We start from the raw sequence: 26,255 nt of genomic DNA on the forward strand, positions 1-26,255 counted from the left end.
TCAGGGGTTCGAATCCGCGGCCAGGGAGAGTAACGCCCGGGCCACCGCCTCGGCCAGGCGCTGCCGGAACTGCGGGTTGGCTATCTGTCGCGCGTCTTCCGGATGACTCAAATAACCGCCCTCCAGCAGGACAGCGGGCCGGTCCTGGCCCTGCAGCACGGTCATGAACCGTGCACGGCGCACGCCGCGGTCCGGCAACCCCGTCTCTTCGAGCAGCGCCCGGTGCAGGCGCACGGCCAGTTGCAGGTTCGCCGTGTCATGGGCGTTGTTGGGGTGGACCACCGTCACCGTGTCGTCATATCCGCGCGTGAGGGTGGAGGGCAGCCCCACCGGGGTCAGGCAGTAGGTCTCCAGCCCGCCGGTGTGATTGGTGCCATTGACCGAGTTGAAGTGCAGGCTCACGAACAGGTCGGCCCCGACCTTTTCGGCCAGGGCCACCCGTTGAGAGAGGGAAACGTCCGTGTCGGTCTTTCGCGTGAGGATCACGTCCCAGCCCTGGGCACTCAACAGTGCGGCCAGGCGCAGGCCCCAGTCGAGGGTGAATTCTTTTTCCCACCGGCCGTCGAGAACGCTGCGTGCGCCGGTGTTCGAACCGCCGTGCCCGGGATCAATGACCACGCGCGGCGGGTTGCTCAGCCGCAGACGAACCGGTTGTCGGAGGGCCTCGATGTGCTTGGCGAGGTCCAGGGCATGCAACCAAAGTTGGTCATCGCGCCACTCCGGTGCGTGTCCGAGCCGGATCTCCAGCCCGTTCCACTCCGCGGCCGTCGTCGCTGCGCGCAACCGCCAGAGGTCCGAACCCACCGACCATTCACAAGTGACCGGGTTGGTCGACAATATGCGCGGGGGCGGCAGCGCATGATCGGCAGCCCATTTGTGGAGAGAAACCCACGTGTCCGAAACCGCCGGAGGCGGGAGGCGAACGGTTGGTGCGGTCACGGTCGCGGGTGCCGGACCGGGACGGGTCGGTGGAACAGTGGCAAACTGCGGTGCCCGCGGTCCGGCGCAGCCGGTCAGCAGGCCGATCCATACCCATGCCGTCCGCGCGCCATGCCGTTTCAACATGCCGGCCATTGTGCGGCGGGAACCCCCCGGCTCAAGCGGTTTGTTGGCCCGGAGGTTGCCCGCGGGGGCACACGCCGGGGTGCGTCGGCCCCATCACACCGCTCGAGGATCGAGGTGCACGGGTACGTCGGACCGGACCGCGTCCGGGCCCGCCGGTGGAAGGCCGGGACATGAATTACCCGGCCGGCACACCTGCCGGCTCCGGTCCTGCGGGGCTCGAGGCGGACACGGGCGCTCCGGAATCGAATCCCACGATGGCCGGGTCGCCGTACAACGTGTAATTGCCCGCGCGCACAATCCGGATGTCCAGCAGCTGCCCGCGATGCCGCGGCGAACCGTCGAAGACCACGATCTTGTTGCACCGCGTCCGGCCCATCATGCGGTGCGGGTTCTTTTTGCTGGGACCTTCGACGAGGATCTGCACCGTGCGCCCGACCATGGCGGCGTACCTGCGCCGGGCAATGCTGTTGATCAGTTCCAGCGCCCGGGCATGCCGTTCCTCGATGACTTCCTCCGGCAGCGCGCCCGGCATGGTGGCGGCCGGGGTGTTGCGCCGGGGCGAGTACTTGAAGAGGAACACATTGTCGAACTCGACCTCGCGGCAGAGTTCCAGCGTTTGCTGGAAATCCTCCTCGGTCTCCCCGGGGAAACCGACGATGATGTCGGTGCTGATCCCGATGCCGGGCTGCACGGCGCGCAGCCGGGAAACGATTTCGAGGAACCGTTCCCGGGTGTAACCGCGCCGCATGAGTTTGAGAATCCGGTTGCTGCCGCTCTGGACCGGCAGATGAGCGCTCTCGACCAGCTTGGGCAGCCGGCCGTAAGCCTCGATCAGGTCCTCCCCATACCCCTTGGGATGAGGCGCGGTGAACCGGATCCGTTCAATCCCCTCGATCTCATGCACGGCTTCCAACAGCCGGACAAACGGCGAGCGCTTCGGGGCTGACTCCGGCTCCGGCACCGGCCACGGCTCGTCCGGTGCCAGCCACCCGGGCCGGCCGTCAGGACCCGGACGCCGGCCGTAACTGGTGACGATCTGACCGAGCAAGGTGATCTCCTTCACGCCGCGTGCGGCCAGCTCGCGGCACTCGGTCACGATGTCCCGGATGCTGCGGCTCCGTTCGGGGCCGCGGGTCTGGGGCACGATGCAGAACGTGCAGTGCTGGTTGCAGCCCTGCATGATGCTCACATAGGCCGTGACCGGGCCGGAGCCGTCCCCGGCCGGCAGATGCTCCCGAATCGCGGACTCGCTTCCCGGTTCGGGCGCCGTGTCCACCACCCGCGTGCGCCGGCCGCGCAGCAGATCATCCAGATACTCCGCCGTGCGATGGAGCTTCTGGGTGCCAATGACAAGGTCCACACCGGGCAGTTGGCGCAGCAGTTCCTCACCGCGGCTCTGCGCCATGCAGCCCAGAAACCCCAGCACCACCTCCCGGCCGCTGCGACGGAAGTCGGCCGCCAGCGCCCGCATCTTGTTCAATGCCGTCTGCTCGGCGTGATCCCGCACACTGCACGTGTTCAGCAGGACGATGTCGGCCTGGTCTTCCGACGGCGCAAGGGTGTACCCGCGGGCCAGCAACTGCGCGGCCACCGCCTCGCTGTCCCGCACGTTCATCTGACACCCGTACGTTTTGATGTAAACGCTCGGCATGCTTCGTCGGATTTTGTCCGGTCCACAACCTAGGTCAGAAGCCGCCCTTTGAAAAGGCCGGGCCAACATCCGCACCGGCCCCCCGGGCGGCCGGCGCGCACCGGCCCCCGGCCGGTCCTGTTGAAAGTCCCCGGGAACCCTTCCTACCGGCGGCACGGGCCGCCCCCGCGTCCCGGTGGGCCGCGCCGTCACCGGATCGTGGCACGTCCACACTTGCCGCCCGGCCCACAACCGTTCAAGCTGGCCACGTAGGGCAGATGGGCGGGTGCGCAAAGTGGCACCGCCCTGGTGCATGCCCGTGTGAAAACCAAAGGGGAAAGGGAGGGTGTTTATGGCAACAAAACGGGCCCGCAAAACCACGGCCAAGACGGCCCGGAAAGAACCAGCGCCCGCTGCGCCGGTCGGCCAGACGTTCCGCTTCAATGCGCCCACGGCGATGAGTGTACTGCTGGCAGGTGATTTCACGCACTGGCAGCAGCAGGCCATCCCCATGCACAAGGGGCCGGACGGAATCTGGACGGTCACGGTACAACTCCCGCCGGGCACCTATCATTACCGCTTCATCGTGGACGGCGAGTGGCGCGATGACCCGGAGTGCACCCTGCGGGTGCCCAATCCTTTCGGCTCGGAAAACTGCGTGATCAAGGTCTCCTGAGCGGACACCGATACGCCCGGCCCCGGCCGGAAATGACAGGGTCAAACACGGCGCGGTCTGTCGGGCCGCGAGACCGCCGTTGCGCCAGCGGCCGGAACGGGAGGGTTTGCTCCAACCGCGGCAGGGCCGGGGACGCCGTGCCGAAGTGGGTTTCGTGTAAAGGCCATGATGTGCCAGGCTACATTGCGCCGGCTGCTGACCGGAACGCTGGCCCTTGCGCCTCTTTTCGGGGCAGGGGCACAGTCGGTCGGCCCCGCCGAGCCGGGGTGGTCCTTGTCCGTTCGTTGGGAAAACGACACTTTCGGTGGCACCGACCGCTTCTACACCGACGGGATCTCGCTAGCACTGTTCCGAATCGAACCCGGCTGGCTCCGATCCTGGTCGGACCGGCACGGTCGGGCGGCCGATCAGGTCTCGGTCAGCTTCGAAGCGGGCCAGATCATGGTCACACCCGCAGACACGCGACGCGCGGTGCCGGATCCGATGGACCGACCCTACGCCGGTCTTTTGTACGGCGCCGTTTCCTTCCACTTCCAAGAGGGCAGGGCCTATCACGGTCTCAAACTGATCAGCGGGGTGGTGGGGCCGTGGTCCTTGGCCGAGGACACCCAGAAATGGGTGCACAAACGAATCGGCAGCGGCATCCCTCAGGGCTGGGGCAGTCAATTGCACAATGAGCCCATCCTCAATCTCGTGTACGAACACCGGCGCAAGTACCGGCTCTGGACCGGGCCCGGAGAAGGCGCTCTGGAACTGCTGCCGATGGCGAACCTGATGCTCGGAAACGTGCTTACCCAGGGACAGTTGGGTGCCCAGGTCCGACTCGGTTGGCGGATCCCGGATGACTTTGGGACCACGCTGATGCGCGGCATGGTGCATCTTCCGCCGGCACCCCGGCGAAGCTCCAACGGCAAACGGACCGGCGGGTGGGGCGCCTACCTCTTCGGCGGCATCAGTGGCAATCTCGTGGGCCGCAACATCACCCTCGACGGCAACACTTGGAAGGACAGTCCATCCGTGGACAAGGAATGGTGGGTTCCCGCGGTCGAGGTTGGGGCGGTGTGGGAATCATCACGTTGCCAGTTGGCCTTCGCCTATGTCTTCTGGGGACGCGAATTCGAAAGCCAACAGGACTTCAGCGAGTTTGGCGCCCTCACCTTCAGGTGGCGCTTTTGAGCCTCCCCGCCGGTCGCGGCCCGGCGTTTGAACTCCGAACCGTTCCCGCGTAGATTCTCTGTGGGTTCGGAAAGAGCGGAGCATCGCTTCCGGAACCTGGTTCCGGGGGAGGAAAGTCCGAACACCACAGGGCACGATGCCGCGTAACCCCCCGGTTCCCTCGGGAACCGGCGCGGGATACACGCGGGCGGCGACGCCGCGAGGCGTCCCGACGGAAAGTGCCACAGAAAACAGACCGCCTGTGTGCCACCCGGTCGGATTTCCGCCGGGCCGGCGCACCGGCAAGGGTGAAAAGGTGGGGTAAGAGCCCACCGCTCGTTCGCGCAAGCGACGAGGCACGGCAAACCCCATCGGGTGCAAGGCCAAATAGGGGACGTACGAAGTGGCCCGCTTCAGTTCCGCGAAAGCGGAACGCGTCCCGGGTTCTGGCCGCGCAGATAAATGATGCTCTCCTCCGGGCAAGCAAAAGGCCCGGAGCAGACAGAATTCGGCTTACAGCTCTTTCCGAACCCGTTTCTTTTCCATGGAGCGCCGCTCGGTTCGGTCCCGGGCCCGGCTGCCGCTTCGCGGACCCGGGATGAAGGCCGCCCGCAGCGCGTTTTCCATCCTGCACCGCTCACGCCCGGCAGTGTCGTGACAGCGACCAGCTTTTCGGGACCGCCAGACCTGAACACGGATGCCCGCCGGCAGTGTGGCCTGCTCCTCGCCGGATCGCGACCACGCCCCCGGGTTTGGCGGAGGACCGGTCATGAATTTGGGAAGCGACACGCGTTCGAACCGGCCCGGATCCGGTCGCCCGGCCCTGCGCCCGGCCGGTTCCCGTACCCGGCCCGTTGTGTCAACGGTTTGCGCGGTTTGGGGGGCGATTGACAAAGCACCGCCGCCAACCGGCCGCAATCCCGCATGTCAGGCCGGCCCCCGCGCGGACAAGAAACGATTTTTCCCTGACCTTGGCGGGGGTGCTTCCCGTTTGCCCACCCAGCCCTTCGGCGGGGGAACCTTGTCGGCCCGACCTGGGAATGCCGACCTGGGCATGGGACACCTGACATGCGCGGCCGTCCGATTCTTCACCCGGATTTCCCTTCGACCGTTCGATGGGATGCTGGCTGCGGGCCGCATGCTGAGGTTCCATCCCCTCGGGACGAGGTGTCCATGCTGTCCCGTTGCCCAAAAAGAAGCACCCCTTCCCGGAGGCCAGGAAGGGGTGCTGTTGCGGTCGGGTGTGTGGTGCGTGGAAGCCCGTTAATCCAGCTCGATCACCCGGTAGTACTGCTGGACGTTGCCGCGTGTGGGCGTCAGGTAGCTGACAGGCTGGCCGGTGCCCTGGATGGGCTCGCCGATGTTCTGCCAGCCGCCGCCCAGCGTGGAGACGACCTGGATCTGGTACCGTTTGTCAGGCTTGGTGTCGAAGGTGATCTCGGCCGCTGTGTAGATCCGGACCTTCTCGTCCCCGCCACCGAGGTTCTTGCCCTGGACGAACACCACACCGTCGGGCAGGGTCATGCCGGGCACGCGCGGATCGAGGCCGAGGGCAAACTTCAGCCAGTTGGGCACACCGTCGCCGGCAGGGCTGGCGTTGGGGGCGGCCATCGGATCGTTGATCCCTGCAAAGTAGGCCCGCTGCCACCAATCGGGCAGGCCATCGTTGTTGGCATCACCGTTCAGACTGGCGATGGACGCCTTCAGCAGCCCCACGGCATAGCTGAGATTGTGAATGCCGTAGCTGCCGTCCTCCAGCACGAACAGGTAGTTGTACAGGGCACGCAACTGTTCGCGGGTGAAGGTGCGGAGGGTGGCATCGTCGCTGGCCACCACCGGTTGGCCGATCGGCGGCAGCATCATGGCCAGTTTCTCCAACAGACCTTTCACCTCCGTCTGCACGCCCTCGATGATGCCGTCTCCGTCGTAGTCCTGCCGCGGGAAATCAAACGTTTCGATCTCGCCGTGGCACTGCACGCATGCCCGGACCAGCTCGACACGGTTGGTCCCGGTGTCCCAGGCCATCTTCCAGGTGTGCCCGCCGACCTGGAGATGGGCCGGATCCGTTCGCTCGGTGTCCTGCATGTGGCAGGTCACGCAACTGTCGCCCACCACCTGGTAGTGTGCCGAGCTCGGGATGACCTGGCCGTAGGTGACCGCGTTGGCGCCCACCAGCATGTCCGCCTGCGGTCCGTGGTGCGGGCCGAAGAGGCGACTGCCGGCGGTGACCTCCACGTAGTTTGTGGCGTTCCGCCGGGACATGTGACAGTTCATGCAGAGCAGGCCCTTGCCGCCTTTGTCCACGACCGTGGAACCGTCGGCCAGGGTGACCGGACCCATGCCACGCAGTTGATGCGGATTGGTGGCGTCGTGCGGGTCGTGGCAGGCGCTGCAGTTGATGGACTCATACTGCGTGCGCCGCAGCCCTTCCGGCACACCCTTCATGCGGTCGATGAACCCGATGCCCTGATGGCAACCGGCGCAGGCGGTCCGTTCCTCGCGCACGGCCACCGCGTGCTTCGAATTCGCCCACTGCAGCGGGTACACATGATAGGGTTCCTCGGAATGGCACTGGGCGCAGTCGCCCGCGCTGTAGCTGACCGTGATGCGCGGCCAGTTGAACAGGTTCGTCTGGCCGAGCGCCAGGGCGTGCTCGCTGCCGGCCCCGTGGCAGTTCTCACACTGGATGTTGGCGAGGTTCTTCAACTGCTGGGGCAGGGCGTCCCAGTTGGTCGGACTCAGCCTGGCCGGGAAGGTCCAGCCCAACTGCGCGGCCACATCGTCAAACCCGTTGTTCACCGCCGCCGGATCCGTGTCATAGCCCACCACATGGCATTGGATGCAGGAGGCACGGTAGTAGGGGGCTTCCTCGCCGTTGATGGCCCGTTGGAAAAAGGTCGCATGGGCGGTTTGCTGCCACTGCTGATACTTGTTCTGGGCAATGGCGCCGCCACTGTGGCAAAGGGCGCAGGTCTGGGCGCCCAGATACGTGCCCACGGAAACGTTCCGCTGCAGGACCAGGTTCGTCTCCCCCAGATTGACCGTCACTTGGACGGTGTACTGGCCGGCTGCGGTCGGCTTGAACAGGCGCCGATCGGCCACGTTGTAATCCAGTTGTGCGCGTGGGTCAAACGGCGGCACCTGCGGGCCGAGCGGACTTTTCACCAGGCTGTCCGTGCTGCCGACCGGCTTGAGTGTCAGCTCCCACGTCAAGCCCACGACATTCGTCATGCTCTTCGGCAGGAGCACCTCCAGGTAAACCGGCTGGCCGATGCCCACCGTGTCCAGCCCGCCCGAGACCTGCAGGTTTTCCGGCAGACCGTAGTCGTGAATGTCCTGATGGGTGAGCGGACGGGGCACCAGCATGGGCGACTGGGCCGGGACCGACACGGCCCACAAACCCAACAGACCCGCCACCACGCCCGCCAAACCGCCGCGGGGGAAACCAGTGGATGCTTTCATAAGCGCTCTCGAGTTGCCATGGTTGGCCGACCGACCTTTCATGCTGCCGGCATTCTCGACCCACACCCGTGGGGCGCCTACTCATGTTTTGCCAAAAAAGCAACTTAAGTTGCCCCGTCGCTTGATTTGGATTGCTTCATACCGGACGGGTCGGGCCGGGCGACGGCGAGCGGCTCGTCGGTGTCGCCGTCGGGCCTTTGCCGGGATGACGCGATACATTCCGTTGTTGTCCATGGAGGCCGTGGACGGCAACAGCGGGCGAAGAAGAGGGAGGGTCAGGCCGCGTCCCCGGTGGGGGACCCGGTTTTCGCAGGGCGGCGGATAAGGCGAAGAAGATGATCCGAAGGCGGTCGGCGGCCGGGATTCACGCCTGCGTGAAGGCGCGGCTCGGCTGCGGCGGGAAAACGGCAAGGGGCCGACCGGGCTCGGAGGCAAGTGCTCTCGGGTGCAGGGCAGGTGACCGGCCCCCGGGTACGCGTGCCTCCGGTGGCGCCGGCTCAAAAAAGGATGGGGTGTCGAAAATGAACGTCCCGCACCGGGGCGGCGCGGGACGCTCGGCGAAGGGATGTTTGCCGGGCCGCGGCGAGGGTCAGCCGCCCTTCTGACCCTTTTTGGCGGCCTTGGCCGGTTTGGATTCCTTTGCCTCGGCCTGGGTTTCGGCCTCACCGGGCTGCTGGGCTGCCTGGGCCGCGGCGGCAGCCTGCTGGGCCAGGAACATCGGGTTGTTGCTCTCCACGCGTACTTTCAAGACGCCCTTGACCTCCGGGTGCAGCCGCAGTTCGACTTCGTACTCACCGAGGCTCTTGATCGGCTCGGGCAGGTGGATCTGCTTCTTGTCGAGTGCGACATCGAACTGGGTCTTGAGCGCGTCGGCAATGGTACCGCTGGTGACGCTGCCGAACAGCTTGCCGTCGTCGCCGGTCTTGACGGTGATCACGCAGACCAGTTTGGCCAGGCTGCGGGCCAGTTCGCACATGGTGTTGTACTCCTGGGCCTCCCGTTCGGCACGGCGCTGGCGGAGGACTTCCAGCCGGCGCTTGTTGGCAGCCGTCAGCGGAATGGCCAGCCCGCGCGGGAAGAGATAATTGCGCGCGTAGCCCGCGGCCACGGTGACCTGGTCGGACTCGGCCCCGAGTCCGACGATGTTGCTGGTGAGGATGACTTGCATCTTGGCCATAGGAAATTCTCCGGGAAGGTTGGTTCTCAGAACGGGACGTCGTCATCCGGAGGCAGGGGCTCGACCTCCGGAACATCAGCCGGCGCACGGGAGGCATCGGCGCTGGGAGCCGCACCCTCGCCGCGGCCGGAATCGAGGAAGGAAAAGCTTTCGAGCACGACGCTGAGTTTGCTGCGTTTCTGGCCGGTTTGTTTGTCTTCCCAGGTGTCGTATCGCAGGCGACCCTCGATCAGAACGGCCCGGCCCTTTTTCAGATATTGAGCGATGGTTTCGGCGGTCTTGCCGAAGGCGTCCACGTCCACGAACGTGGTTTCATCCCGCAGTTCACCGGTTTCGGTGCGCCAGCGACGGTTGACCGCCAGGCCCAGGCGTGCGACGGCGGTGCCCTTGGGGGTGTAGCGAAGCTCCGGGTCCCGGGTGAGGTTCCCGGCGAGGATCACCTTGTTGAAGCTGGCCATGGCGCACCTCCTGCCGGACGGGATGTCAGGCTGCGGCCGCGGCCGGTGCCTGGGCGAGGGTGAACATGACGCGGAAGACCTCTTCCCACAGGGCGAACTTGTTTCGGAGCTGGGCGATGGCCTCCGGCGGCGCTTCGAAAATGAAATTCACATAGAAGCCGGAGGTCACCTTGCGATTGGCGACCCGGGCGAAACTGTGCCGGCCCATCTTCTGGATGGTTTCGACCCGGCCGCCGACGGCTTTGATCTCGGCAGTGATCCGGTCCAGGATCTCGTTGAGTCCTTCTTCCTGACCGGCCGTGTTGAGGATGAACAGACCTTCGTACCGTTTCACGTTGCTTCACTCCTGCCGGACGGGGACTGGACCCATCCGTTGTAAAGGTTCATGGCCCGTGCCAGTCCGTGCTCGAGCCAACACTCCACTTGTTCCGCTGCCCGGTCGAGGACCGCCTGCAGCCGCTCCCATTCTTCCGGGCCGAAGGGTGCCAGCACATGGGCGGTGATCTCCCGGGCACCGGGCTGGCGACCGATCCCGATGCGCAGCCGCGGATAGGACGGCGTGCCCAGATGTGCCGTCACGGATTCCAGCCCGTGGTGTCCGCCAGTCCCTCCACCGGGGCGCATGCGAATCTGACCCAGGGCCAGATCTGCGTCGTCCACCACGACCAGGATCCGGTCGGCGGGCACCTGAAAATATCGGGCCACAGCCGCCACGGCCCGGCCGCTGGCATTCATATAGGTTTGCGGCTGGCAGAGCAACACCCGCCGTTCCCCGCGAAGCGCCCGGGCCAGCCGGCTTTCGAAGGCCCGTTCCCAGGACCAGTCCGCCTGCCAGCGCCGCGCCAGCCGATCCGCCAGCAGGAAACCGGCGTTGTGCCGGGTTCGCTCGTACTGCGGACCGGGATTGCCCAGACCGGCCACCAAGTACCACTCGTCCATGAATGCGCCGGTTGGCTGTGGCTGTGAGCGGGATCCGCGGCATGCGGATTACTTCTCTTTCTTTTTTGCCTCGCCCTTTTCCTTGGGTTCGGTTGCCGGTGTCTCCTCCTTCTTCTCCTTGATCATCTCCACCTGACCGGCCTCGGCCGGGGCGCCGGCCTCGGCGGCAGGTGCGGCCGCTTCCTCGGCCTCACCCCGAGGCACGGCCACGGTGATCACCGGGGCGGTCTTTTCACCCAGCACCTCCACCCCGGGGGGCACCGGCAGCTCGCCAATGTGAATGCTTTGACCGGCCTGCAGATTGGTGACATCCACCACGATCTGCTCCGGCAGGTCGCGGGGAAGGGCACGCACCCGGACCCGGAAAAGCACGTGCTCCAGAATGCCGCCGCCGGTCTTGACCCCCACGGCTTCGCCAACCGTTTCCACCGGGACGTACACGGTGACCTTTTCGTCCTCGGCCACTTCGTGGAAATCCACGTGGAGCACGGCGCCGCTCAGGGGATGACGCTGGATCTCCTGCAGCAGGGCCAGGCGCCGGGGCTTCTCATCGCCCTCCACGTTCAGGTCCACCAGAACGTTCTCCGCCACGGTGTGATGGAGGAGGTTTTCCAGATCTTTTCGCGGGACCTGCAGCGGCTTCGGTTGAATGTGCCGGCCGTAGATGACGGCGGGCACATGACCGGCGGCCCGCACCTTGCGGGCGCCGCTTCGTCGCGTCTGCACGCGCGGAAATGCTTTCAGCGGTACGGCTTTCATGTCAGTACGTTGCACCCCGACGGCCTTCAACTGGTCCGGCCGCCGTTGAACTCGAAGAGCGAGTTGACCGACTCGTTGTTGTGGATCCGTTTGATCGCCTCGCCCAACAACCCGGCCACCGACAGCGTGGTGATGTTCACCCCGGTGATGACCGGACGGAACACAGTATCGGTTGTGATCAATTCGTCAATCTTGGAATTCCGGAGCCGTTCAACCGCCTGGTCGCTCAGAATGGCGTGGGAGACGCAGGCGAGGATCTTGCGGGCCCCTTTTTTCCTCAGCAGCTCGGCCGCCTGAACGAGCGTGCCGGCCGTCTCCGTCAGGTCGTCCACCAACAGGCAGTTCTTGCCACGCACCTCACCGATGACGGCCAGCGATTCCACCTCGGTGGCGCTGCGGCGGCGCTTGGCCACGATGGCCAGACCGGCTTGAAGCGTCTGCGCGTAGGCATAGGCCATCTTCAGCCCGCCGACGTCCGGGCTCACCACCACCAGGTTCGGCAGTTTCTTCTGGCGCAAATAGGCGTACATCACCGGGGCCGCGTAGAGATGGTCCACCGGAATGTCGAAGAACCCCTGGATCTGCTGGGCGTGCAGGTCCATCGTCAGCAGCCGGTTTGCCCCCGCGGCCACCATGAGGTTGGCAACCAGCTTGGCCGTGATGGGGACCCGCGGCTGGTCTTTCCGGTCCTGCCGGGCATAGCCGTAAAACGGGACCACGGCTGTGATCCGCTGCGCACTGGCCCGGCGCAGCGCGTCGATCATGATGAACAGCTCCATCAGATTGTGGTTCGTGGGCGGGGAGGTGGGCTGCACCACGAACACGTCCTGTCCGCGGACGTTCTCCTCGATCTTGACAAACGTCTCGCCGTCCGGGAACGGGCGGATGGTGGCCCGTCCCAGCTCGATGCCGATGTACTGGCAAATGGCACGCGCCAGCGGCTCGTTGGCTGTCCCGCTGAATACCTTCACTGGTAGCTCTCCTCAAAAAGGCAGCGCCGGCTGATCCGGCCGGTGTCGGTTCGTCCTCGGAAATCCCAAAACAAAAAGCCACCGCCATCCGGTGGAAAAGCGGCCCTACCTTAGCAAAGCGGCCGAAAAGGGCAAGGGGCGAACCGGAACCCCGCCGGCCCCGGATTGCACTCCTTCCCCCGCACCTTGGGAGCCGGACATCGAGGATGCCGGCCACGAGGCGGCGGCACGGCCCGCCGGCTGGGTGCTCACCGTCCTCCTCGCTGCCGGACCGGTCAGGTGAACCCCGGGGACAGATCGTCTCCGGCCCGACCGCGCCCGACTCTCTTCGTTGGCCGAGGTCCCGACCTCGGTTCCTCCGCCAGCAGGCCCGCTGAAGACTTTCCCCACCGGGCCGGACGGCCCGCCCGGCCGGGTGGGGTTGGGACTTGCCGGAGCCCAGGGCGCGGCTCATGCTCGGCCCCGACAACCACGCGAGGGAGTCTGGCCATGTACAAGATCATCGGAGGCGACGGCAGGGAGTACGGTCCGGTTTCAGCTGAGCAGATCCGGCAATGGGTGCGCGAGAACCGCGCCAATGCCGAGACCCGCGCCTGTCTGCAGGGTTCGAACGAATGGAAACCGTTGCGGGAGTTCCCGGAGTTTGCCGACCTGTGGCCCGCTGGCACCGCAGCGGGGTCCATCCCGCCATCGCCGGTCCCTCCCGGTGCCGGACCGGTTGCCGCCTCGAAGGTCTCCGGGCCCGCCATCGGGTTGCTGATCACCGCAGGGTTGGGCGGGTTGATGAACCTGATCACCTTGGTTTCGTCGGCGGCCGGCAAAAGGTCTTTCATGCTTCCTCATGCCGAAATTCCGCCAGAGGTGGCCGAGCTCATGGAGAAGTTCGGCTCCAGCCTGAGCATGATCAGCGGCTTGCTGGGCTTGGTTCTGGCCGCGCTGGTGGCGTACGGGGCATGGCAGATGCTGAAGATTCGCAGCTTCGGTTGGGCGCTGACAGCGGCCATTCTGGCCGTGATCCCCTGCACCTCGCCGTGCTGTCTGCTCGGCCTCCCGATCGGTATCTGGGCCCTGATCGTGCTCTACCAGCCCGAGGTGCAGGCAGCCTTCGGCCGGCAGGCGGGCGGTGCCTGAGGGGCGTTGGGCCGTGCGAGCTCGCGCTTCCAAGCCCGGGTTGACCCAGCGGGATCGGGTCCGGTTGGCGATCCTGGCCAACCAGTTGGCCACGCCCGGGCTGGGCTCCTGGTGGATGGGCCACCGTCGGGCAGGAGCGGGCCAATTCACGCTGGCCCTGGCAGGCTTTCTCCTCGTGCTTTGGTGGTTCGGGGAGATGATCGCGGGCGCGTGGCGCGCCGCCGGCTCCATGGAAGGAGAATCCTTTCACGTCCCGAACCTGGCACGGTTGAAGTGTGGGTTCGTACTCTTCGGACTGGCCTGGTTATGGTCGGGCTGGACCAGCCTGTGCATGTGGCGGGCCGTGCGCCGGGAGGCGCCTGAATCCCAGGCCCCTCTTCGGGCAGACGTACCGCCGTTCCAAGACCAGCCGCCCGTCCTGTGACCGGGGGTTGCAATCGCCCCGGCATGCGGCATGGTTGGGCACATGCAGCCACTGGATGCCAAAACGTTGCGCCAGGCACTACGCAGCCTTCCGGGCTGGCGGAAGCGGCGGGGTTGTCTGGAACGAACCTTCGAACGGGCGGATTTCTTGGATGCGTTGCGGCTGGTCAATCGCGTGGGCCGGTTGGCCGAGCGGCTGCAGCATCATCCGGACATCCAGATCCGCTGGAATCGTGTGACGTTCTCGCTGACCACCCACGATGCCGGTGGAATCACGGATAAGGACCTCGAGCTGGCCCGCCGGATTGACCGGTTGGCCACTCCGGGCAGCCGGGGTGCTTAACCCCCTGCCGGGACTCCCTGCGGGGCTCCGGGCGTTGCGACCGGCACGAGGTCCAGGGGGCGGTCGTGATCCAGGTAGCGCCGGCAGACCTCGAAGAACCCTGCCCGGGTCTGGGTGCGTCGGATCTCGAAAAGGAACGCATCCGAATCAGGTCCCAGCCCTTCGCCGATGAAATTGGTGAACAACTTGAGGCGCTGCGTCTGAAGCCGTTCCGGATAGCCCGGCGTGGCGTAGGTTTCCCAAAGCTGTTCGATGTATCGGAGCAGATCGCGTCCGGTCGGTTTGACAATGGGTTCTCCCGCCAGTGCCTGCCGGATCTGCCGAAAGATCCACGGGTTCCGGATGGCGGCGCGGCCGATCATCCAACCCCGGGCCCCGGTCTCCCACAGCAGCCCGAGGGCTTGGTGGGCCTCGCAAATGTGACCGTTGGCCAGAACCGGGCAGTCGAGACGTTCCACCGCGCGTCGAATGAGATCGTACCGGACAGGCAGGCGGTATCCCTGAACCACGGTCCGCGCGTGAACAATGACCAGGTCGGGCCGGTGACGGGCATAGAGTTCCAAAAGCCGGTCGAACGCCTCATCCGACTCGAACCCGATCCGGGTTTTGAGACTCAGCGGCAGGGTGACAGTGTCGCGGAGCCGGCCCAGGACACGATCCAACAGGGCCGGCTCCTGCAACAGGCCGCCCCCGGCGCACTTCCGGTACACCACGGGGGCCGGGCAACCGAGGTTCAGTTCGATCGCCGCCACCGGGAGACGTTCCAGTTCGCGCGCCGTCCGGGCCAGGGCGTCGGGGTCGTTACCCATCATCTGGACCACGACCGGCCGGCCCGTCCGGTTCTCTAAAATGGAACGAACCACGGCCTTTTCCGGCCGTGAGGTGGCATGGACGCGGGTGTACTCGGTCCAGTAGACGTCCGCACCGCCCCGTCGTTGGATCAGCCCCCAGAAAGGGGCATCGGTTACGTCCTGCATGGGCGCCAGCCCCAGCCAGGGACGGTCCCCGTGCAGCAGCGCACGAAACTCCCGGCGCCGGCCGAAATCGGCCTCCGGAACGGTTTCAGAACCCGGTGGCGCGACCACAACTGCAGGCGGCAGTTTCTGTGCCGGGGGCGGTCCGGGTGGATGTGGTGGAGGCAGGCGTTCCATCGTCCGGTTCCGATTCGGGCAGCCCCCCGAGGGCGGCGTCCCAGTCCTTCCAGACAGGTTCATACCCCAGGGCGGCGATCCGACGGGCCACCTCGGCAGCCGACCGCGTGTCGGCAATGGCGAACTGCTCCGTGGCGCCGGGGCCCGGGGGGGTACCGGAGGCGGCCCATTCGCTGGCCCCCGCCTCCACGATGCGTCCCCGGACGGTCTGATGCACGTGGTCCCGCCCGGCGCCCGTATAGCCGCCGGGTTCGGTGTGACTGCCGGCGCTCATCAGTGTGATGCCGAGCGGAATCAGCCCGTCCCTCAGCTTCGGCGACTCGCGCGTGGAAAGGACCAGCCCGACGTCAGGGAACATGAGGCGGAAGGCGCACACCAGTTGGACCAGCTCACGGTCGCTCATGTGGGTCAGCGGTTGGAACTCGCCCGCACAAGGGCGGAGCCGCGGCAGCGAGATGGTCAGAAACGCCTTCCAACAATGTCGCAGCAGGTAGGCCGCATGCGCCGCCACCGCCAGGGCCTCGAACCGCCAGTCGGCCAGCCCGTACAGGGCGCCGATGCCCAGCCGGCGGAATCCCGCGGCGTAGGCGCGTTCGGGCGTTTCCAGTCGCCACGCAAAATCCCGCTTGGGGCCGGCCACGTGCATCTCGGCATACACGGCACGGTCGTAGGTCTCCTGGTAAACCACCAAACCTTCGGCCCCTGCAGCCACCAGGGGACGGTATTCCTCAACCGTGAGCGGCCCGACCTCGAGCGAAACGGAAGGCACCTCCCCATGAACCCTTGCCACGCAATCGCGCAGGTAGGCCGGGGAAACAAACCGCGGATGCTCGCCCGCGACCAACAGGATGTTCCGGAACCCCTGGGCCTTGAGCGCACGGGCCTCCTGCAGCACCTCCTCCAAGGTCAGCGTGACACGCAGGATCGGATTGTTCCGTGAAAAACCGCAGTACCGGCAGATGTTGACGCATTCGTTGGAGAGGTAGAGCGGGGCAAACAACCGGATGACCCGGCCAAACCTCCGCACCGTCAGCGTGTGCGAACGACGCGCCAGCTCCTCCAGACATTCACCGGCCGCGGGCGAAATCAAATGGGCAAAGTCCGCCAACGTCAGCGAACCACGGTCCATGCTCTCCCGCACCGCGGCGCGGGAGGCCGTCCGGGCGCGCCGCAGCAGGCTCTCCCACGGCAGGGTCTCAAACTCGGCCAGAAAACTCACATCCGAAACGTATCAAACCGGCGCGCTTTGTCGAGTGACCCGGCCCGCGTCGCCACGCAGACAGGGCACGGCGGACGCAGCATCCAGCCCCTGCACACTCCGCGAAGTCCGCCGGCTCGCCCGATCCGGTGCCCGGCCGGCTCAAACAACCGGACCGGGTTCATTTGACAACCCGGATCGGCGGGGTACTGTTGCCGACGTAACGTCAACCCTGGATGCGGAGTAACCAAGCCATGAAACGAATCCTGACAGCCCTGTGCTTCGGTGCCGGCGTGGCGGCCGCCCTGGCCGCCGCCGAGGTGGGCAAACCGGCACCCGACTTCACCGCCACCGACATCACCGGCAAGACGCATCGCTTGTCCGATTACAAGGGCAAGATCGTCGTGCTGGAATCGTACAACTACGACTGCCCCTTCGTGCGCAACCATTACAAAACCGGCGCCATGCAGGAACTGCAGTCCGAACTGACCGGGAAGGGAGTGGTGTGGTTGGTGGTCAACTCGGTGCACCCGGGCCATCCCAACCACCGCACGCGCGAGGCCGCGCAAAAGGAATGGAACGAGCTCGGCATCAAGGCCACCGCCTGGCTGGACGACAGCTCCGGTGCGATCGGCAAGGCCTACGGCATGCGCACCACGCCGCACATGTTCGTCATCGACAAGGACGGCACGCTGGTCTACGAGGGCGCCGTCGACGACCGGCCCTCGTCCAGTGGGGACCCGCGCAAGGCCCGCAACTACGTCCGCGAGGTGGTGAACAAATTGTTGGCCGGTGAAAAACCGGAAGTGACCCAGACCCGGCCCTACGGCTGCAGCGTCAAGTACGCGGACTGATCCCACAGAAAGGTTGTGCAACAGTCTCCCACCGGCCGCGGGCTCGCCCGCGGCCGTCGCGTTTCGGAGAGACCCCTCCCAAAGACCACCTGCGGAACGCGCGGAGCCGGCCCTCCACGGAGCCCCACGTCTCGAATCGCACCCGAAACCGAATCCCCAGCCAGACCCTGCCGGCCATGAGGTCCTCCCCCCGGCGGGGTCCTGAAGCCCGTGACTTGACAGCCCCGGAGACTGACCTACCGTTCGGTCAGTTTTCAATGAAATCGGATCGGACAGGAGGGAATCGGACCCGGCAACGGATCCTTCAGGCAGCACTCCGGTGTTTTGCCGAACGGGGATACGCAGCCGCGGCCATTCAGGACATCGCCCGCGCGGCGCGGGTCTCCAAGCCGGCCCTGTACTACCATTTCCGGGATAAGGCGGACCTCTTTTGTGCCCTGGTGACCGAGGCACACGAAAGCCGGCGCCGCCAGTTGGAGGCCGCTCTCGGATCAGCCGGCGACATCCGCACCCGTCTGACGGCGGTGTTCAAAACCTGGTTCGACTCGTTTGCAGAAAACCGGCAATGGCTGCAACTGGCCCTGGGCACGATGTTCGCCGCCCCGGGAGATGCCCCGCCCAAATTCGACTGCCGGGAATTGTGCCGCCGGAATTTCGACCTGGTGTGCGCGGCGCTGGCCGGGGCGCAGGGCAGGGGTGAGTTGACCCGGGCCCTGACGGCGCGGGAGCTGACGCACGCGTTGTTCGGCCTGGCCCACACCTTCCTGGCCGCCTCGCTCTGGTTCGACGAGGATCGTCCCGGTCCGCATCTGGCGGAGCGCCTGGCGGATCTGTTCCTGGAAGGGGCCCGGGCCGGGCCAGGGCGCAAGCGCGGCGCGTCCGGCCCCGCTGCCTCTGCGGCAGCATCGCAACGCTCGCGGAAGGGATCATGAAACGACAAATCTTTTGGGCATTGTTGATCGGATTGGCCGTGACGGCCGGGTTGGCGGGGATCAAGGCGCTGCAGATCCGCACCCTGATCGCACAGGCGCGGAACCTGCCGCCACCCACCGAGGCCGTGGCCGTGTTCGAAGTGCGGGAGGAAAGCTGGCCGCGGTTGTGGACCGCGGTGGGTTCGGTCCGGCCGGTCCGCGGCGTGCGGGTCACCAGCGAGTTGCCCGGGGTGATTCGCGAAATCTGTTTCGAACCCGGCGCGGAGGTGGGGGAGGGTGCCATCCTGGTCCGTTTGGACATCAGCACCGAGCAGGCCGAACTGCGGGAAGCCGAAGCCCGGGCCGAACTGGCACGACTCGAGCGAGAGCGCATCCGCGCGCTCTTCGAGGCGCATACGGTCTCTCAGGCCGAGCTGGACGGGGCCGAGGCCGCTTGGAAGGAAGCGGAAGCGCGCGTGGCGGCCATCCGCGCCACCATCGCCAAAAAGACCGTGTGCGCACCGTTCGCCGGCCGGCTCGGCATTCGGGAGGTGCACGTGGGACAGTACCTTCAGGCAGGTGCCCCCATCGTGTCGCTGCAGGCGCTCGATCCCGTTTACGTGGAATTCGCCCTGCCGCAGCAGGCCGTTCCCCAGATCCGCCCCGGCCTGACAGTGGAAGTGACCACCGACGCCCATCCGGGGCGAACCTTCCGGGGCGCGCTGACGGCGATGGACCCGGACCTCGACCCGGTGACACGCAGCCTGCGGTTGCAAGCCACCGTTCCCAACCCGGACGGCGCTCTGCGCCCGGGGATGTACGTGCAGGCCACGGTCGTGTTGCCGGAGGCCGACACCGTGCGGGTCGTGCCGGCCCCGGCGGTCTTGCACGCCCCGTACGGGGATTCGGTGTTCGTGGTGGAACCGGCCACCAACGACGCCCCGGACGCCCTGATGGTCCGCCAGCAGTTCGTGAAACTGGGACGACGCCGCGGCGATTTCGTCAGCGTGACCGCCGGACTCCAGCCCGGCCAGAAGGTGGTCAGCGCCGGCGTGTTCCGCCTCCGCAACGGCATGCGGGTCACGGTGACCGATTTCCCCACGCCGGAACCGAGCCTGAACCCGCGGCCGGCCGACGGTTGACAGACCCATGAGGACGATCACCGACATTTTCCTGCGGCGGCCCGTCCTGGCTTTGGTGGTCAACCTGGTGATCGTCATCGCCGGGTTGCAGGCCATCTTCACGCTGACCGTCCGGCAGTACCCGCGCAGCGACAACGCGGCCATCACCGTGACCACCGTGTACGTCGGAGCCAGCCCGGAACTGGTCCGGGGTTTCGTCACCACCCCGCTGGAACGGGCCATCGCCGCCGCCGACGGCATTGACTACATCGAATCGGTCAGCCGCCAGGGGGTCTCGACCATCACGGTTCGACTCAAGCTCAACTACGATCCGAACAAGGCCCTGGCGGAGATCAGCTCGCGGGTCAACCAGGTGCGGGGCGATCTCCCGCCCGGGGCGGAAATCCCGGTCATCAACATCGAAAACGCCGAAAGTTCCATCGCCGCCGCCTACCTGAGCTTCACCTCGGACATTCTGGAGGCCAACCAGATCACCGATTATCTGGTCCGGGTCGTGCAACCGCGGCTGTCGGCCATCGAGGGGGTCCAGCGCGCCGACATCCTCGGCGGGCGCACGTTTGCCATGCGGATCTGGTTGAAGCCCGATCGGCTGGCGGCCTACGGGCTCGGACCGGAGGACGTTCGCCGGGCCCTGCAGGCCAACAATTTCCTGGCCGCCGTCGGTCGGACCAAGGGTGCGCTCGTCCAGGTGGACCTGACCGCCAACACCGATCTGCAGTCGGCCGAGGAATTCCGTAACCTGGTCATCCAGCGGAACGGCGATCGGCTGGTCCGGCTGAGGGACGTGGCTGACGTGGTCCTGGGCGCCGAAGACTACGACAGCGAGGTGCGCATGAGTGGCCGGCGGGCGGTCTTCATGGGTGTCTGGGTGTTGCCCACGGCCAACACGCTGGACGTCATCCGCCGGGTCCGGGCCGAGGTGGAAGCCATCCAAAAGGACCTGCCCACAGGCTTGGAGGCTGCCATCGCCTACGACGCCACCCAATACATCGAAAACGCCATTCGGGAGGTGCTGCGCACGTTGAGTGAGACGCTGCTGATCGTGGCGGTGGTGATCTATCTGTTCCTGGGCTCGCTGCGCTCGGTGCTGGTGCCGTTGGTGGCGATCCCCGTCTCGCTGATCGGTGCCGTGTTCCTGATGCAACTCTTCGGATTCTCCCTGAATCTGCTGACCTTGCTGGCCATCGTGTTGTCGGTGGGCCTGGTGGTGGACGACGCCATCGTGGTGGTGGAGAACGTGGAACGGCACGTGCGGGAGGGGCTTTCGCCCTTCCGCGCCGCCGTGCTGGGCGCACGGGAGCTGGTGGGGCCGGTCATCGCCATGACCATCACCCTGGCGGCCGTCTACGCCCCCATCGGATTCCAGGGCGGGTTGACCGGGGCCCTGTTCCGCGAATTCGCCTTCACCCTGGCCGGCGCGGTCTTCATCTCCGGCGTGGTGGCGCTGACGTTGTCGCCGGTGATGTCGGCGCGGCTGCTGGATCCGGACCGCGAGGCGCGCGGGCTGGCCGGATGGGTCAACCGGGCCTTCGACCGGCTCCGGGCCGGTTACGCGAGGGTGCTCGACGCCACCTTGTCGGCCCGGCCCGCGGTTTACCTCCTGTGGCTGGGACTGAGTTTGCTGGTCATCCCGATGTACCAGATGGCACCCAAGGAGCTCGCCCCGCCCGAAGACCAGAACGTGATCTTCGGCATCGTGGAGGGGCCGGCCGATGCCACCGTGGAGCAGACCACCTTCTACACCGAGCTGCTGAATCAGGAGTTGCTCAAGGTGCCGGAGGCGCTGCAGACCTTCCAAATCACCTTTGGCGACAACGGGTTCAGCGGGCTGGTGCTCCAACCCTGGTCCCGGCGCGAACGCACGGTCTTCGAGGTCGTGCCGGAGGTGCAACAGGCGGTCAACCGCATCCCCGGCATCCGTACCATGGTGGTGACACCGCCGCCCCTGCCGGGCGGAGGGTCGTTCCCGGTCGAATTCGTGATCGGTTCCACTGCCGAACCGGACGAGATCCTCCGGTTTGCCGAGGAACTGCAGCGCAGAGCGGCAGCCAGCGGGTTGTTCGCCTTCCCGCCCATCCTCGACACGAAACTGGACCAGCCGGAGGTGGAACTGGTCCTGGACCGCGACCAGGTGTCCGCCATGGGGCTGGACCTGGCATCGGTGGGGTCCGACCTGGCCACGTTGCTGGGCGGAAACTACGTGAATCGTTTCAGCCTCCAGGGGCGCAGCTACAAGGTCATCCCCCAGGCATTGCGGGTCGAACGGCTGACACCGGAGCAGATCGAACACACGTACGTCCGGGGGCCGGACGGCCGGCCCGTGCCGCTGAGCACCTTTGCCCGGCTGGAATCGCGCACCCGGCCGCGGGCGCTGCATCGGTTCCAGCAGTTCAACGCGGTCAAACTCAGCGGCGTGGCCATCCGGCCATTGGATGAGGCCCTGCGCTTCCTGGAGGAGGAAGCCGCGAAGATCCTGCCGGCCGGTTACCAGATCGGTTACACCGGTGAGTCCCGCCAGTTGCGCGTCGAAGGCAGCCGGTTCCTCCCCTCGTTCGCCCTGGCGTTGACGCTGATCTTCCTGGTGCTGGCCGCCCAGTTCAACAGCTTCCGCGATCCGCTCATCATCCTCCTTGGATCGGTCCCGCTTGCCATGTTCGGCGCACTGATCTTCTGCTTCCTGAAGATGCCCGACCCCAACACGCCATTCTTCACCTCCGGTTGGACCACCACCCTGAACATCTACTCGCAGGTCGGGCTCGTGACCCTGGTCGGGCTGGTGTCGAAAAACGGGATCCTGATCGTCGAGTTCGCCAACGAGCTGCAGCGGGCCGGCTTGGACAAATTGCAGGCCATTCGACAGGCCGCACTGATCCGGCTGCGCCCGGTGCTGATGACCAGCGTGGCCACCGTGGCGGGACATTTCCCGCTCGTGCTGGTGAGCGGGCCGGGCGCGGCGGCGCGCAATTCCATCGGATTGGTCATCGTCAGCGGAATGGCGCTGGGGACCCTCTTCACCCTGTTGGTGATTCCGTCCCTCTACATGTTGCTGGCGCGCCGGCACAAGGGCGAGGAACCCGGTGCGCTGGGACGCGAGTTTGTCGAGGCCGAGACGGTGGGCCCGGAGGCGTTGCAACCCGCCGAGCCTACCCGGCAGTGAAGGGCCTGCGGGCTCTTCCGTCCACGCCGGAGCGGCACACCCGGAAACTCCCGCAAATGCCACCCGGGACGGGGCCGGCGGGCCGTCCCGGACCGCCACCCCTCTAGAGCAACTTGCGGTAGCGCGGGTCTTCCTCGAGTTTGCGCACCAGCTCCCGGACCTTCTGCGCCTGAGACTTGTGGACCAGCAGCACGGCGTCGCGGGTCAGCACCACCACCGTCTCCTGCACGCCCACCAGGGCCACCGGTGTCCGGGTACCCCGGCTCCGCGCGTCGTAGACGAGGTTTCCCGAGCTGTCCACCGCCACCGCCTCGGCTTCGAACACGTTGCCGTTCTCGCCGGCCGGCAGATGCCGTGCCAGGGCCGTCCACGACCCCACATCGTCCCAGTCGAACGTGGCATCGGCCACCACCACGTTCCGGGCCTTCTCCATAAGGGCGTAGTCAATCGAAATGCGCGGCAATTCCGGATACTCACGGACCAGCACCTCACGGAGCCGGCTCGGCCGCGTGCGGGCCGTCTCCACCCAGCGAAGGGCGGTCTCGTGCATCCGGGGTTGATGCTCCCGCAATCCCTCCAACAGGGTCGCGTAACTCCAGATGAACATGCCCGCGTTCCACCGGTACCGCCCGCTCTGCAGGTACTCCCGCGCCCGCTCCAACGAGGGCTTTTCCACGAACGCCTCTGCGTTGTAAAACCGCGTTCCCCCGGGCAGGTCGGCCGGGCCGGTCGTCCGGGTTTCACCCAAGCGGATGTATCCGTAACCCGTGGCCGGTTCGGTTGGCGGAACGCCCAGCGTCACGATCACCGGCTCGCGGGCGGCCAACAAAAGTGCGTCCCGAAGCACGGTGCCGAACGCCTGCACGTCGTGAATGATGTGGTCGGCCGGCAGCATGGCCATCACCGCATCGGGACAGCGTGCCCCCACCAGGGCGGCTCCCAGCGTCACCGCGGCACAGGTGTCGCGCCCGACCGGCTCCACAATCACGTTCCCCGCCGGCAGATCGCCCAGTTGCCGGCGCACTTTCGGCGCCTGGCCCACCGTGGTGATGACCAGGATGCGCTCCCGCGGCACGACCGGCGCCACCCGCTCCACCGCCAGTTGCAACAGCGAACGCCCGTTCCACAGCGGCAACAGGTGCTTCGGCGTGTCACCCCGGCTCAGGGGCCAGAACCTTTCGCCACGCCCCCCGGCCATCAACACCACGTAAAAGCGATCGCTCTGGCTTGCTGCCGTTCCCTGCGTCATGGGTCGAGCATGGAGCGTGCAACCCCGGTTGATGTCAAGGCGGGGTCAACGGCCTTCAGCGCGGGAAGGGCCGGCTGTTCAGCAACCAGAGCAAAAAGGCCACAAAGGCCGAGACCACCAAACCCACCCCGATCGCCGCCATGCGGATCCGCCGCTGTTTGCGGAAATAAGCGCGCCCGCCCATGCCGGGCAGCAGATAGAACCGCCTTCGCTCCTTCTCTTCCGGAGGCAGATGACGCCGGCCGAGCAACAGCCGGCCAAATCGGGGGCGATGTCTGGATCGGTGTCGTGGCACGGCGGCCTCTGGCGGTTTGCTCAGCCACGCTCACGTTCCAGCGCCAGCTGATAGCGGCGCACCCGCGCGGCCTCCTCCTTCTGGCCGGCACTGGAGTGCGCGGCATAAAGCTGCGCGCACACCGCAGCCAGCAACTGGCGGGCACTGGCCGGCCTGAGATCGGCTTCCGTGGCGTCCGGGAGCGATTCGCGCACGTAACGCAGCGCCGTCGCCCGGCTCATGAGCGCCCCTTCATGAGACGCCTGGATGAAAATCTCGGCCGTCGAGGTCTGGTAACGGCAGAAAAACAGCCCCGGCAAATGAATCCCCGTCAGCGGCAGGCCCAGCCGCCGCCCCAGGACCAGGTACAACACCCCCGCCGCCACCGTGCTGGCCAGACCCTTGGCCAGCACCTCGTCCAGGTAGGTCGTCTCCGGTTTGAGCGCAAAATCGTCCGTCGGGAAGATCCCCAGGTCGTTGTAAAAAAAGGAGTTGATCACGTGGATCCGGGTGCGGGCGTGACTGCGCGGCTTGATCCGCTCCCGGAGAGTCGCCGTGTAGCTGTCCAGCAATGCCTGGTAACCCTCCGGGTTGATCTCCGGGTCACGGGTCCGGGCCAGCAGAATCAGACCCAGTTCGAGGTCCAGGTGTTCCGGACTCCGAAGACAGAACTGAAGAAACTGGTCGTCTGCGTTCCGCCGCTCGATCTCCAGCAGGATGGACCTGACGCGGCGCCGCAGAAGCGCGTCCGGATGAATCAGATGTTGACGCAGCCAGGACGCGGCCGAATGCCCCCGGCTGAGCAGATGGGCGCGCACCGCTTCGAATACCGCGGGATCTTCGTCAGCCAGCAGCGTCAGCAAGGCCGCCTGGCGGCGCTCCGTCCACGGCTCCGGGACGGCACTGGGTCGCGTCAGCTTCATCGCGCCCCGTATTCAACCAGACGCCCGCCCGGCCTTCAATGCCGCAAATCATCCGTGGCCGGAACCGCCGGCACATCCGGTCCCGAGCCTCTCTGACCGACCTGTTGCCGCCCGGGGCGACCGAAGTGGCCGGGATCGGTTTCCCCAATCCACACCCCACCGCGAGCCTCCTGTGGGGAAAAGCCGGCCGGAAGAGAATCCCAGCATCCCCCACTGGGCCGGGGCTCGACCCTGTGGGGCTGCCGCCGGGCACGCGGGCATATGGGACGGCCCGCCAGCCCGCCTCGGCAGGGCGGCGGGTCGGACGCGAGAACTCACCGTAGAGCAGGGCGGAATCCCTGCTCGGTACGTCCCATCAGGCAGGTCTTCAGGCCCGGTTCGCGGCACCGAAAAATTTTTTGCAAAAACCGTTGACAGCTGGCCGCTTGCGACATAATCTGGCGTCGAACTGCAGAAGGAGTCTAGAACGTCTGAGCCAGGAGTTTGAACGATGAATAGCGCAAAGGTTTTACTCACCGCTGCGATTGTGGGTGGTTTCGGCATGATGGCCACTGCCCAGACGTTGGTGTACGACAACTCCTCCAACGACCAGTTGATCCGCTTCAACCCCGGCGGCGCAGAGGTGGGTGACGAGATCATTCTGGCACCGGGACCCGAGCGGATGATCTCGCAATTCCGCTTCCAGTATTGGGGCCAGAACTTCTCCGGTGACGAGCAGATCCGCGTCCGTTTCTACGCCAACGACGCTTACTACAGCAGTCACAACGCTTTCATTGCTCCTGGCACGATCCTCTACGACAGCGGACCCTTCAGCATCGTGGAGACAGCCCGGCAGACCATCGTCTTGGATTATGCCACGTTGCTGGCCGGCAACGGGGGCAACCCGGTCATCGTTCCGGACTCCTTTACGTGGTCGGTCCAGTTCCTCAACGTGGACCCCAACGCAGGCGAGAGCGCCGGTCTGGACGTCTACAGCCCGCCCACCGTGGGCAACAGCTACACCAGCTATTGGGAAAACGACCCGCTGAACCCCGGCTGGTTGCTCAAGACCAATCAGTGGGGCATCCCGATGGATTTTGCTGCCCGGGTACAGGCCGTGGTTCCGGAACCCAACGTTCTGGCCTTGGGCCTGGGCGGTGGGCTGTTGTTCCTGCTGATGCGCGGGCGACGGTCCCTGCGTTGATTTAAAAGTTCCTCCCAGTTGCTC

The 26,255-nt window shown here is 66.2% G+C and carries 24 protein-coding genes and 1 other RNA gene; 11 read left to right on the forward strand and 14 right to left on the reverse strand.

Features of this window, described 5'->3' with window-relative positions; translation table 11 throughout:
- A complete protein-coding gene (locus ACPDIX_RS09005) occupies positions 1–1,065 on the reverse strand; it encodes an N-acetylmuramoyl-L-alanine amidase family protein (RefSeq protein ID WP_423431455.1) in 1,065 nt (354 codons plus the stop codon).
- A gap of 175 nt (positions 1,066–1,240) precedes the next feature.
- Positions 1,241–2,716, reverse strand: a complete 1,476-nt coding sequence (locus ACPDIX_RS09010; protein ID WP_423431456.1) for a MiaB/RimO family radical SAM methylthiotransferase — start codon at positions 2,714–2,716, stop codon at positions 1,241–1,243.
- A gap of 331 nt (positions 2,717–3,047) precedes the next feature.
- Here ACPDIX_RS09010 and ACPDIX_RS09015 point away from each other — a divergent pair, with 331 nt between their 5' ends.
- The 3 genes from ACPDIX_RS09015 (at position 3,048) to rnpB (ending at position 5,058) form a co-directional block, all read left to right on the forward strand.
- On the forward strand, positions 3,048–3,371 hold the full coding sequence (locus ACPDIX_RS09015) for a glycogen-binding domain-containing protein (protein WP_423431457.1): 324 nt from the start codon (positions 3,048–3,050) through the stop codon (positions 3,369–3,371).
- Between the two features lie 165 nt (positions 3,372–3,536).
- Positions 3,537–4,547 (forward strand): lipid A deacylase LpxR family protein, encoded by a 1,011-nt coding sequence (locus tag ACPDIX_RS09020; protein WP_423431458.1) that lies wholly within the window; start codon positions 3,537–3,539, stop codon positions 4,545–4,547.
- A 67-nt stretch (positions 4,548–4,614) separates the two neighbouring features.
- Positions 4,615–5,058, forward strand: an RNA gene (gene rnpB / locus ACPDIX_RS09025) — RNase P RNA component class A.
- A 731-nt stretch (positions 5,059–5,789) separates the two neighbouring features.
- Here the strand turns inward: rnpB and ACPDIX_RS09030 are convergent.
- The 7 genes from ACPDIX_RS09030 to ACPDIX_RS09060 form a co-directional block, all read right to left on the reverse strand.
- Positions 5,790–7,988: a multiheme c-type cytochrome gene (locus tag ACPDIX_RS09030; RefSeq protein WP_423431459.1), complete on the reverse strand. Its 2,199-nt coding sequence runs from the start codon at positions 7,986–7,988 to the stop codon at positions 5,790–5,792.
- Positions 7,989–8,577: 589 nt separating this feature from the next.
- The gene (gene rplI / locus ACPDIX_RS09035; RefSeq protein ID WP_423431460.1) at positions 8,578–9,165 is read right to left on the reverse strand and encodes a 50S ribosomal protein L9; all 588 of its coding nucleotides are present in this window, start codon (positions 9,163–9,165) and stop codon (positions 8,578–8,580) included.
- 26 nt (positions 9,166–9,191) lie between these two features.
- Positions 9,192–9,623 carry a single-stranded DNA-binding protein gene (ssb, locus tag ACPDIX_RS09040; protein ID WP_423431461.1) on the reverse strand — a complete coding sequence of 144 codons (432 nt, stop codon included), beginning with the start codon at positions 9,621–9,623 and terminating at the stop codon, positions 9,192–9,194.
- Between the two features lie 25 nt (positions 9,624–9,648).
- Positions 9,649–9,957 carry a 30S ribosomal protein S6 gene (locus ACPDIX_RS09045; protein WP_423431462.1) on the reverse strand — a complete coding sequence of 103 codons (309 nt, stop codon included), beginning with the start codon at positions 9,955–9,957 and terminating at the stop codon, positions 9,649–9,651.
- Entirely contained in the window at positions 9,954–10,562 is a 609-nt protein-coding gene (gene pth, locus ACPDIX_RS09050) for an aminoacyl-tRNA hydrolase (protein ID WP_423431463.1), read from the reverse strand. The genes ACPDIX_RS09045 and pth overlap by 4 nt, the downstream gene beginning before the upstream one ends.
- 48 nt (positions 10,563–10,610) lie before the next feature.
- Positions 10,611–11,321 carry a 50S ribosomal protein L25 gene (locus ACPDIX_RS09055; RefSeq protein ID WP_423431464.1) on the reverse strand — a complete coding sequence of 237 codons (711 nt, stop codon included), beginning with the start codon at positions 11,319–11,321 and terminating at the stop codon, positions 10,611–10,613.
- A gap of 26 nt (positions 11,322–11,347) precedes the next feature.
- Positions 11,348–12,292, reverse strand: a complete 945-nt coding sequence (locus ACPDIX_RS09060; RefSeq protein WP_423431465.1) for a ribose-phosphate diphosphokinase — start codon at positions 12,290–12,292, stop codon at positions 11,348–11,350.
- A 489-nt stretch (positions 12,293–12,781) separates the two neighbouring features.
- On the opposite strand from ACPDIX_RS09060, the gene ACPDIX_RS09065 reads away from it, so the two are divergent.
- The 3 genes from ACPDIX_RS09065 to ACPDIX_RS09075 are packed head-to-tail and all read left to right on the forward strand — an operon-like array spanning position 12,782 to position 14,189.
- Complete coding sequence (locus ACPDIX_RS09065) at positions 12,782–13,423, forward strand: DUF4339 domain-containing protein (RefSeq protein WP_423431466.1); 642 nt, start codon at positions 12,782–12,784, stop codon at positions 13,421–13,423.
- Between the two features lie 13 nt (positions 13,424–13,436).
- Entirely contained in the window at positions 13,437–13,847 is a 411-nt protein-coding gene (locus ACPDIX_RS09070; protein ID WP_423431467.1) for a hypothetical protein, read from the forward strand.
- A gap of 42 nt (positions 13,848–13,889) precedes the next feature.
- Entirely contained in the window at positions 13,890–14,189 is a 300-nt protein-coding gene (locus tag ACPDIX_RS09075; RefSeq protein WP_423431468.1) for a 4a-hydroxytetrahydrobiopterin dehydratase, read from the forward strand.
- Here ACPDIX_RS09075 and ACPDIX_RS09080 read toward each other — a convergent pair.
- Both ACPDIX_RS09080 and thiH read right to left on the reverse strand, forming a co-directional pair.
- Complete coding sequence (locus ACPDIX_RS09080) at positions 14,186–15,274, reverse strand: tRNA dihydrouridine synthase (RefSeq protein ID WP_423431469.1); 1,089 nt, start codon at positions 15,272–15,274, stop codon at positions 14,186–14,188. The two genes, ACPDIX_RS09075 and ACPDIX_RS09080, sit on opposite strands and share 4 nt — an antisense overlap.
- Positions 15,252–16,559 carry a 2-iminoacetate synthase ThiH gene (gene thiH, locus ACPDIX_RS09085; RefSeq protein ID WP_423431470.1) on the reverse strand — a complete coding sequence of 436 codons (1,308 nt, stop codon included), beginning with the start codon at positions 16,557–16,559 and terminating at the stop codon, positions 15,252–15,254. The genes ACPDIX_RS09080 and thiH overlap by 23 nt, the downstream gene beginning before the upstream one ends.
- Before the next feature lie 233 nt (positions 16,560–16,792).
- Between thiH and ACPDIX_RS09090 the strand changes: the two genes are divergently transcribed.
- The 4 genes from ACPDIX_RS09090 to ACPDIX_RS09105 all read left to right on the forward strand — a co-directional run bounded on the left by ACPDIX_RS09090 (position 16,793) and on the right by ACPDIX_RS09105 (position 22,602).
- The gene (locus ACPDIX_RS09090; protein ID WP_423431471.1) at positions 16,793–17,392 is read left to right on the forward strand and encodes a redoxin domain-containing protein; all 600 of its coding nucleotides are present in this window, start codon (positions 16,793–16,795) and stop codon (positions 17,390–17,392) included.
- Between the two features lie 257 nt (positions 17,393–17,649).
- Complete coding sequence (locus ACPDIX_RS09095) at positions 17,650–18,324, forward strand: TetR/AcrR family transcriptional regulator (RefSeq protein ID WP_423431472.1); 675 nt, start codon at positions 17,650–17,652, stop codon at positions 18,322–18,324.
- Positions 18,321–19,445, forward strand: a complete 1,125-nt coding sequence (locus tag ACPDIX_RS09100) for an efflux RND transporter periplasmic adaptor subunit (protein WP_423431473.1) — start codon at positions 18,321–18,323, stop codon at positions 19,443–19,445. The genes ACPDIX_RS09095 and ACPDIX_RS09100 overlap by 4 nt, the downstream gene beginning before the upstream one ends.
- Positions 19,446–19,452: 7 nt before the next feature.
- Positions 19,453–22,602: an efflux RND transporter permease subunit gene (locus tag ACPDIX_RS09105; protein WP_423431474.1), complete on the forward strand. Its 3,150-nt coding sequence runs from the start codon at positions 19,453–19,455 to the stop codon at positions 22,600–22,602.
- 103 nt (positions 22,603–22,705) lie between these two features.
- On the opposite strand, the gene ACPDIX_RS09110 is transcribed toward ACPDIX_RS09105, so the two are convergent.
- The 3 genes from ACPDIX_RS09110 to ACPDIX_RS09120 are packed head-to-tail and all read right to left on the reverse strand — an operon-like array spanning position 22,706 to position 25,048.
- Positions 22,706–23,851 carry a mannose-1-phosphate guanylyltransferase gene (locus tag ACPDIX_RS09110; RefSeq protein ID WP_423431475.1) on the reverse strand — a complete coding sequence of 382 codons (1,146 nt, stop codon included), beginning with the start codon at positions 23,849–23,851 and terminating at the stop codon, positions 22,706–22,708.
- A gap of 55 nt (positions 23,852–23,906) precedes the next feature.
- Positions 23,907–24,146, reverse strand: coding sequence for a hypothetical protein (locus tag ACPDIX_RS09115; protein WP_423431476.1), 240 nt, complete (start codon positions 24,144–24,146; stop codon positions 23,907–23,909).
- A 20-nt stretch (positions 24,147–24,166) separates the two neighbouring features.
- Positions 24,167–25,048: a transglutaminase family protein gene (locus ACPDIX_RS09120; RefSeq protein WP_423431477.1), complete on the reverse strand. Its 882-nt coding sequence runs from the start codon at positions 25,046–25,048 to the stop codon at positions 24,167–24,169.
- Positions 25,049–25,538: 490 nt separating this feature from the next.
- Between ACPDIX_RS09120 and ACPDIX_RS09125 the strand changes: the two genes are divergently transcribed.
- Positions 25,539–26,231, forward strand: coding sequence for a hypothetical protein (locus ACPDIX_RS09125; protein ID WP_423431478.1), 693 nt, complete (start codon positions 25,539–25,541; stop codon positions 26,229–26,231).
- Positions 26,232–26,255 lie beyond the last annotated feature (24 nt).

It is taken from the genome of Limisphaera sp. 4302-co (assembly GCF_049537155.1).
Classification (GTDB): Bacteria; Verrucomicrobiota; Verrucomicrobiia; order Limisphaerales; family Limisphaeraceae; genus Limisphaera.

Bases quoted from the DNA above. Each gene is read 5' to 3' on its own strand.
- ACPDIX_RS09015 (WP_423431457.1), top strand. From the start codon at position 3,048: ATGGCAACAAAACGGGCCCGCAAAACCACGGCCAAGACGGCCCGGAAA.
- ACPDIX_RS09100 (WP_423431473.1), top strand. From the start codon at position 18,321: ATGAAACGACAAATCTTTTGGGCATTGTTGATCGGATTGGCCGTGACG.
- ACPDIX_RS09095 (WP_423431472.1), top strand. From the start codon at position 17,650: ATGAAATCGGATCGGACAGGAGGGAATCGGACCCGGCAACGGATCCTT.
- ACPDIX_RS09020 (WP_423431458.1), top strand. From the start codon at position 3,537: ATGATGTGCCAGGCTACATTGCGCCGGCTGCTGACCGGAACGCTGGCC.
- ACPDIX_RS09010 (WP_423431456.1), bottom strand. From the start codon at position 2,716: ATGCCGAGCGTTTACATCAAAACGTACGGGTGTCAGATGAACGTGCGG.
- ACPDIX_RS09055 (WP_423431464.1), bottom strand. From the start codon at position 11,321: ATGAAAGCCGTACCGCTGAAAGCATTTCCGCGCGTGCAGACGCGACGA.
- ACPDIX_RS09110 (WP_423431475.1), bottom strand. From the start codon at position 23,851: ATGACGCAGGGAACGGCAGCAAGCCAGAGCGATCGCTTTTACGTGGTG.
- rplI (WP_423431460.1), bottom strand. From the start codon at position 9,165: ATGGCCAAGATGCAAGTCATCCTCACCAGCAACATCGTCGGACTCGGG.
- ACPDIX_RS09065 (WP_423431466.1), top strand. From the start codon at position 12,782: ATGTACAAGATCATCGGAGGCGACGGCAGGGAGTACGGTCCGGTTTCA.
- ACPDIX_RS09105 (WP_423431474.1), top strand. From the start codon at position 19,453: ATGAGGACGATCACCGACATTTTCCTGCGGCGGCCCGTCCTGGCTTTG.
- ACPDIX_RS09005 (WP_423431455.1), bottom strand. From the start codon at position 1,065: ATGTTGAAACGGCATGGCGCGCGGACGGCATGGGTATGGATCGGCCTG.
- ssb (WP_423431461.1), bottom strand. From the start codon at position 9,623: ATGGCCAGCTTCAACAAGGTGATCCTCGCCGGGAACCTCACCCGGGAC.
- ACPDIX_RS09075 (WP_423431468.1), top strand. From the start codon at position 13,890: ATGCAGCCACTGGATGCCAAAACGTTGCGCCAGGCACTACGCAGCCTT.
- ACPDIX_RS09120 (WP_423431477.1), bottom strand. From the start codon at position 25,048: ATGAAGCTGACGCGACCCAGTGCCGTCCCGGAGCCGTGGACGGAGCGC.
- ACPDIX_RS09030 (WP_423431459.1), bottom strand. From the start codon at position 7,988: ATGAAAGCATCCACTGGTTTCCCCCGCGGCGGTTTGGCGGGCGTGGTG.
- pth (WP_423431463.1), bottom strand. From the start codon at position 10,562: ATGGACGAGTGGTACTTGGTGGCCGGTCTGGGCAATCCCGGTCCGCAG.
- ACPDIX_RS09125 (WP_423431478.1), top strand. From the start codon at position 25,539: ATGAATAGCGCAAAGGTTTTACTCACCGCTGCGATTGTGGGTGGTTTC.
- ACPDIX_RS09090 (WP_423431471.1), top strand. From the start codon at position 16,793: ATGAAACGAATCCTGACAGCCCTGTGCTTCGGTGCCGGCGTGGCGGCC.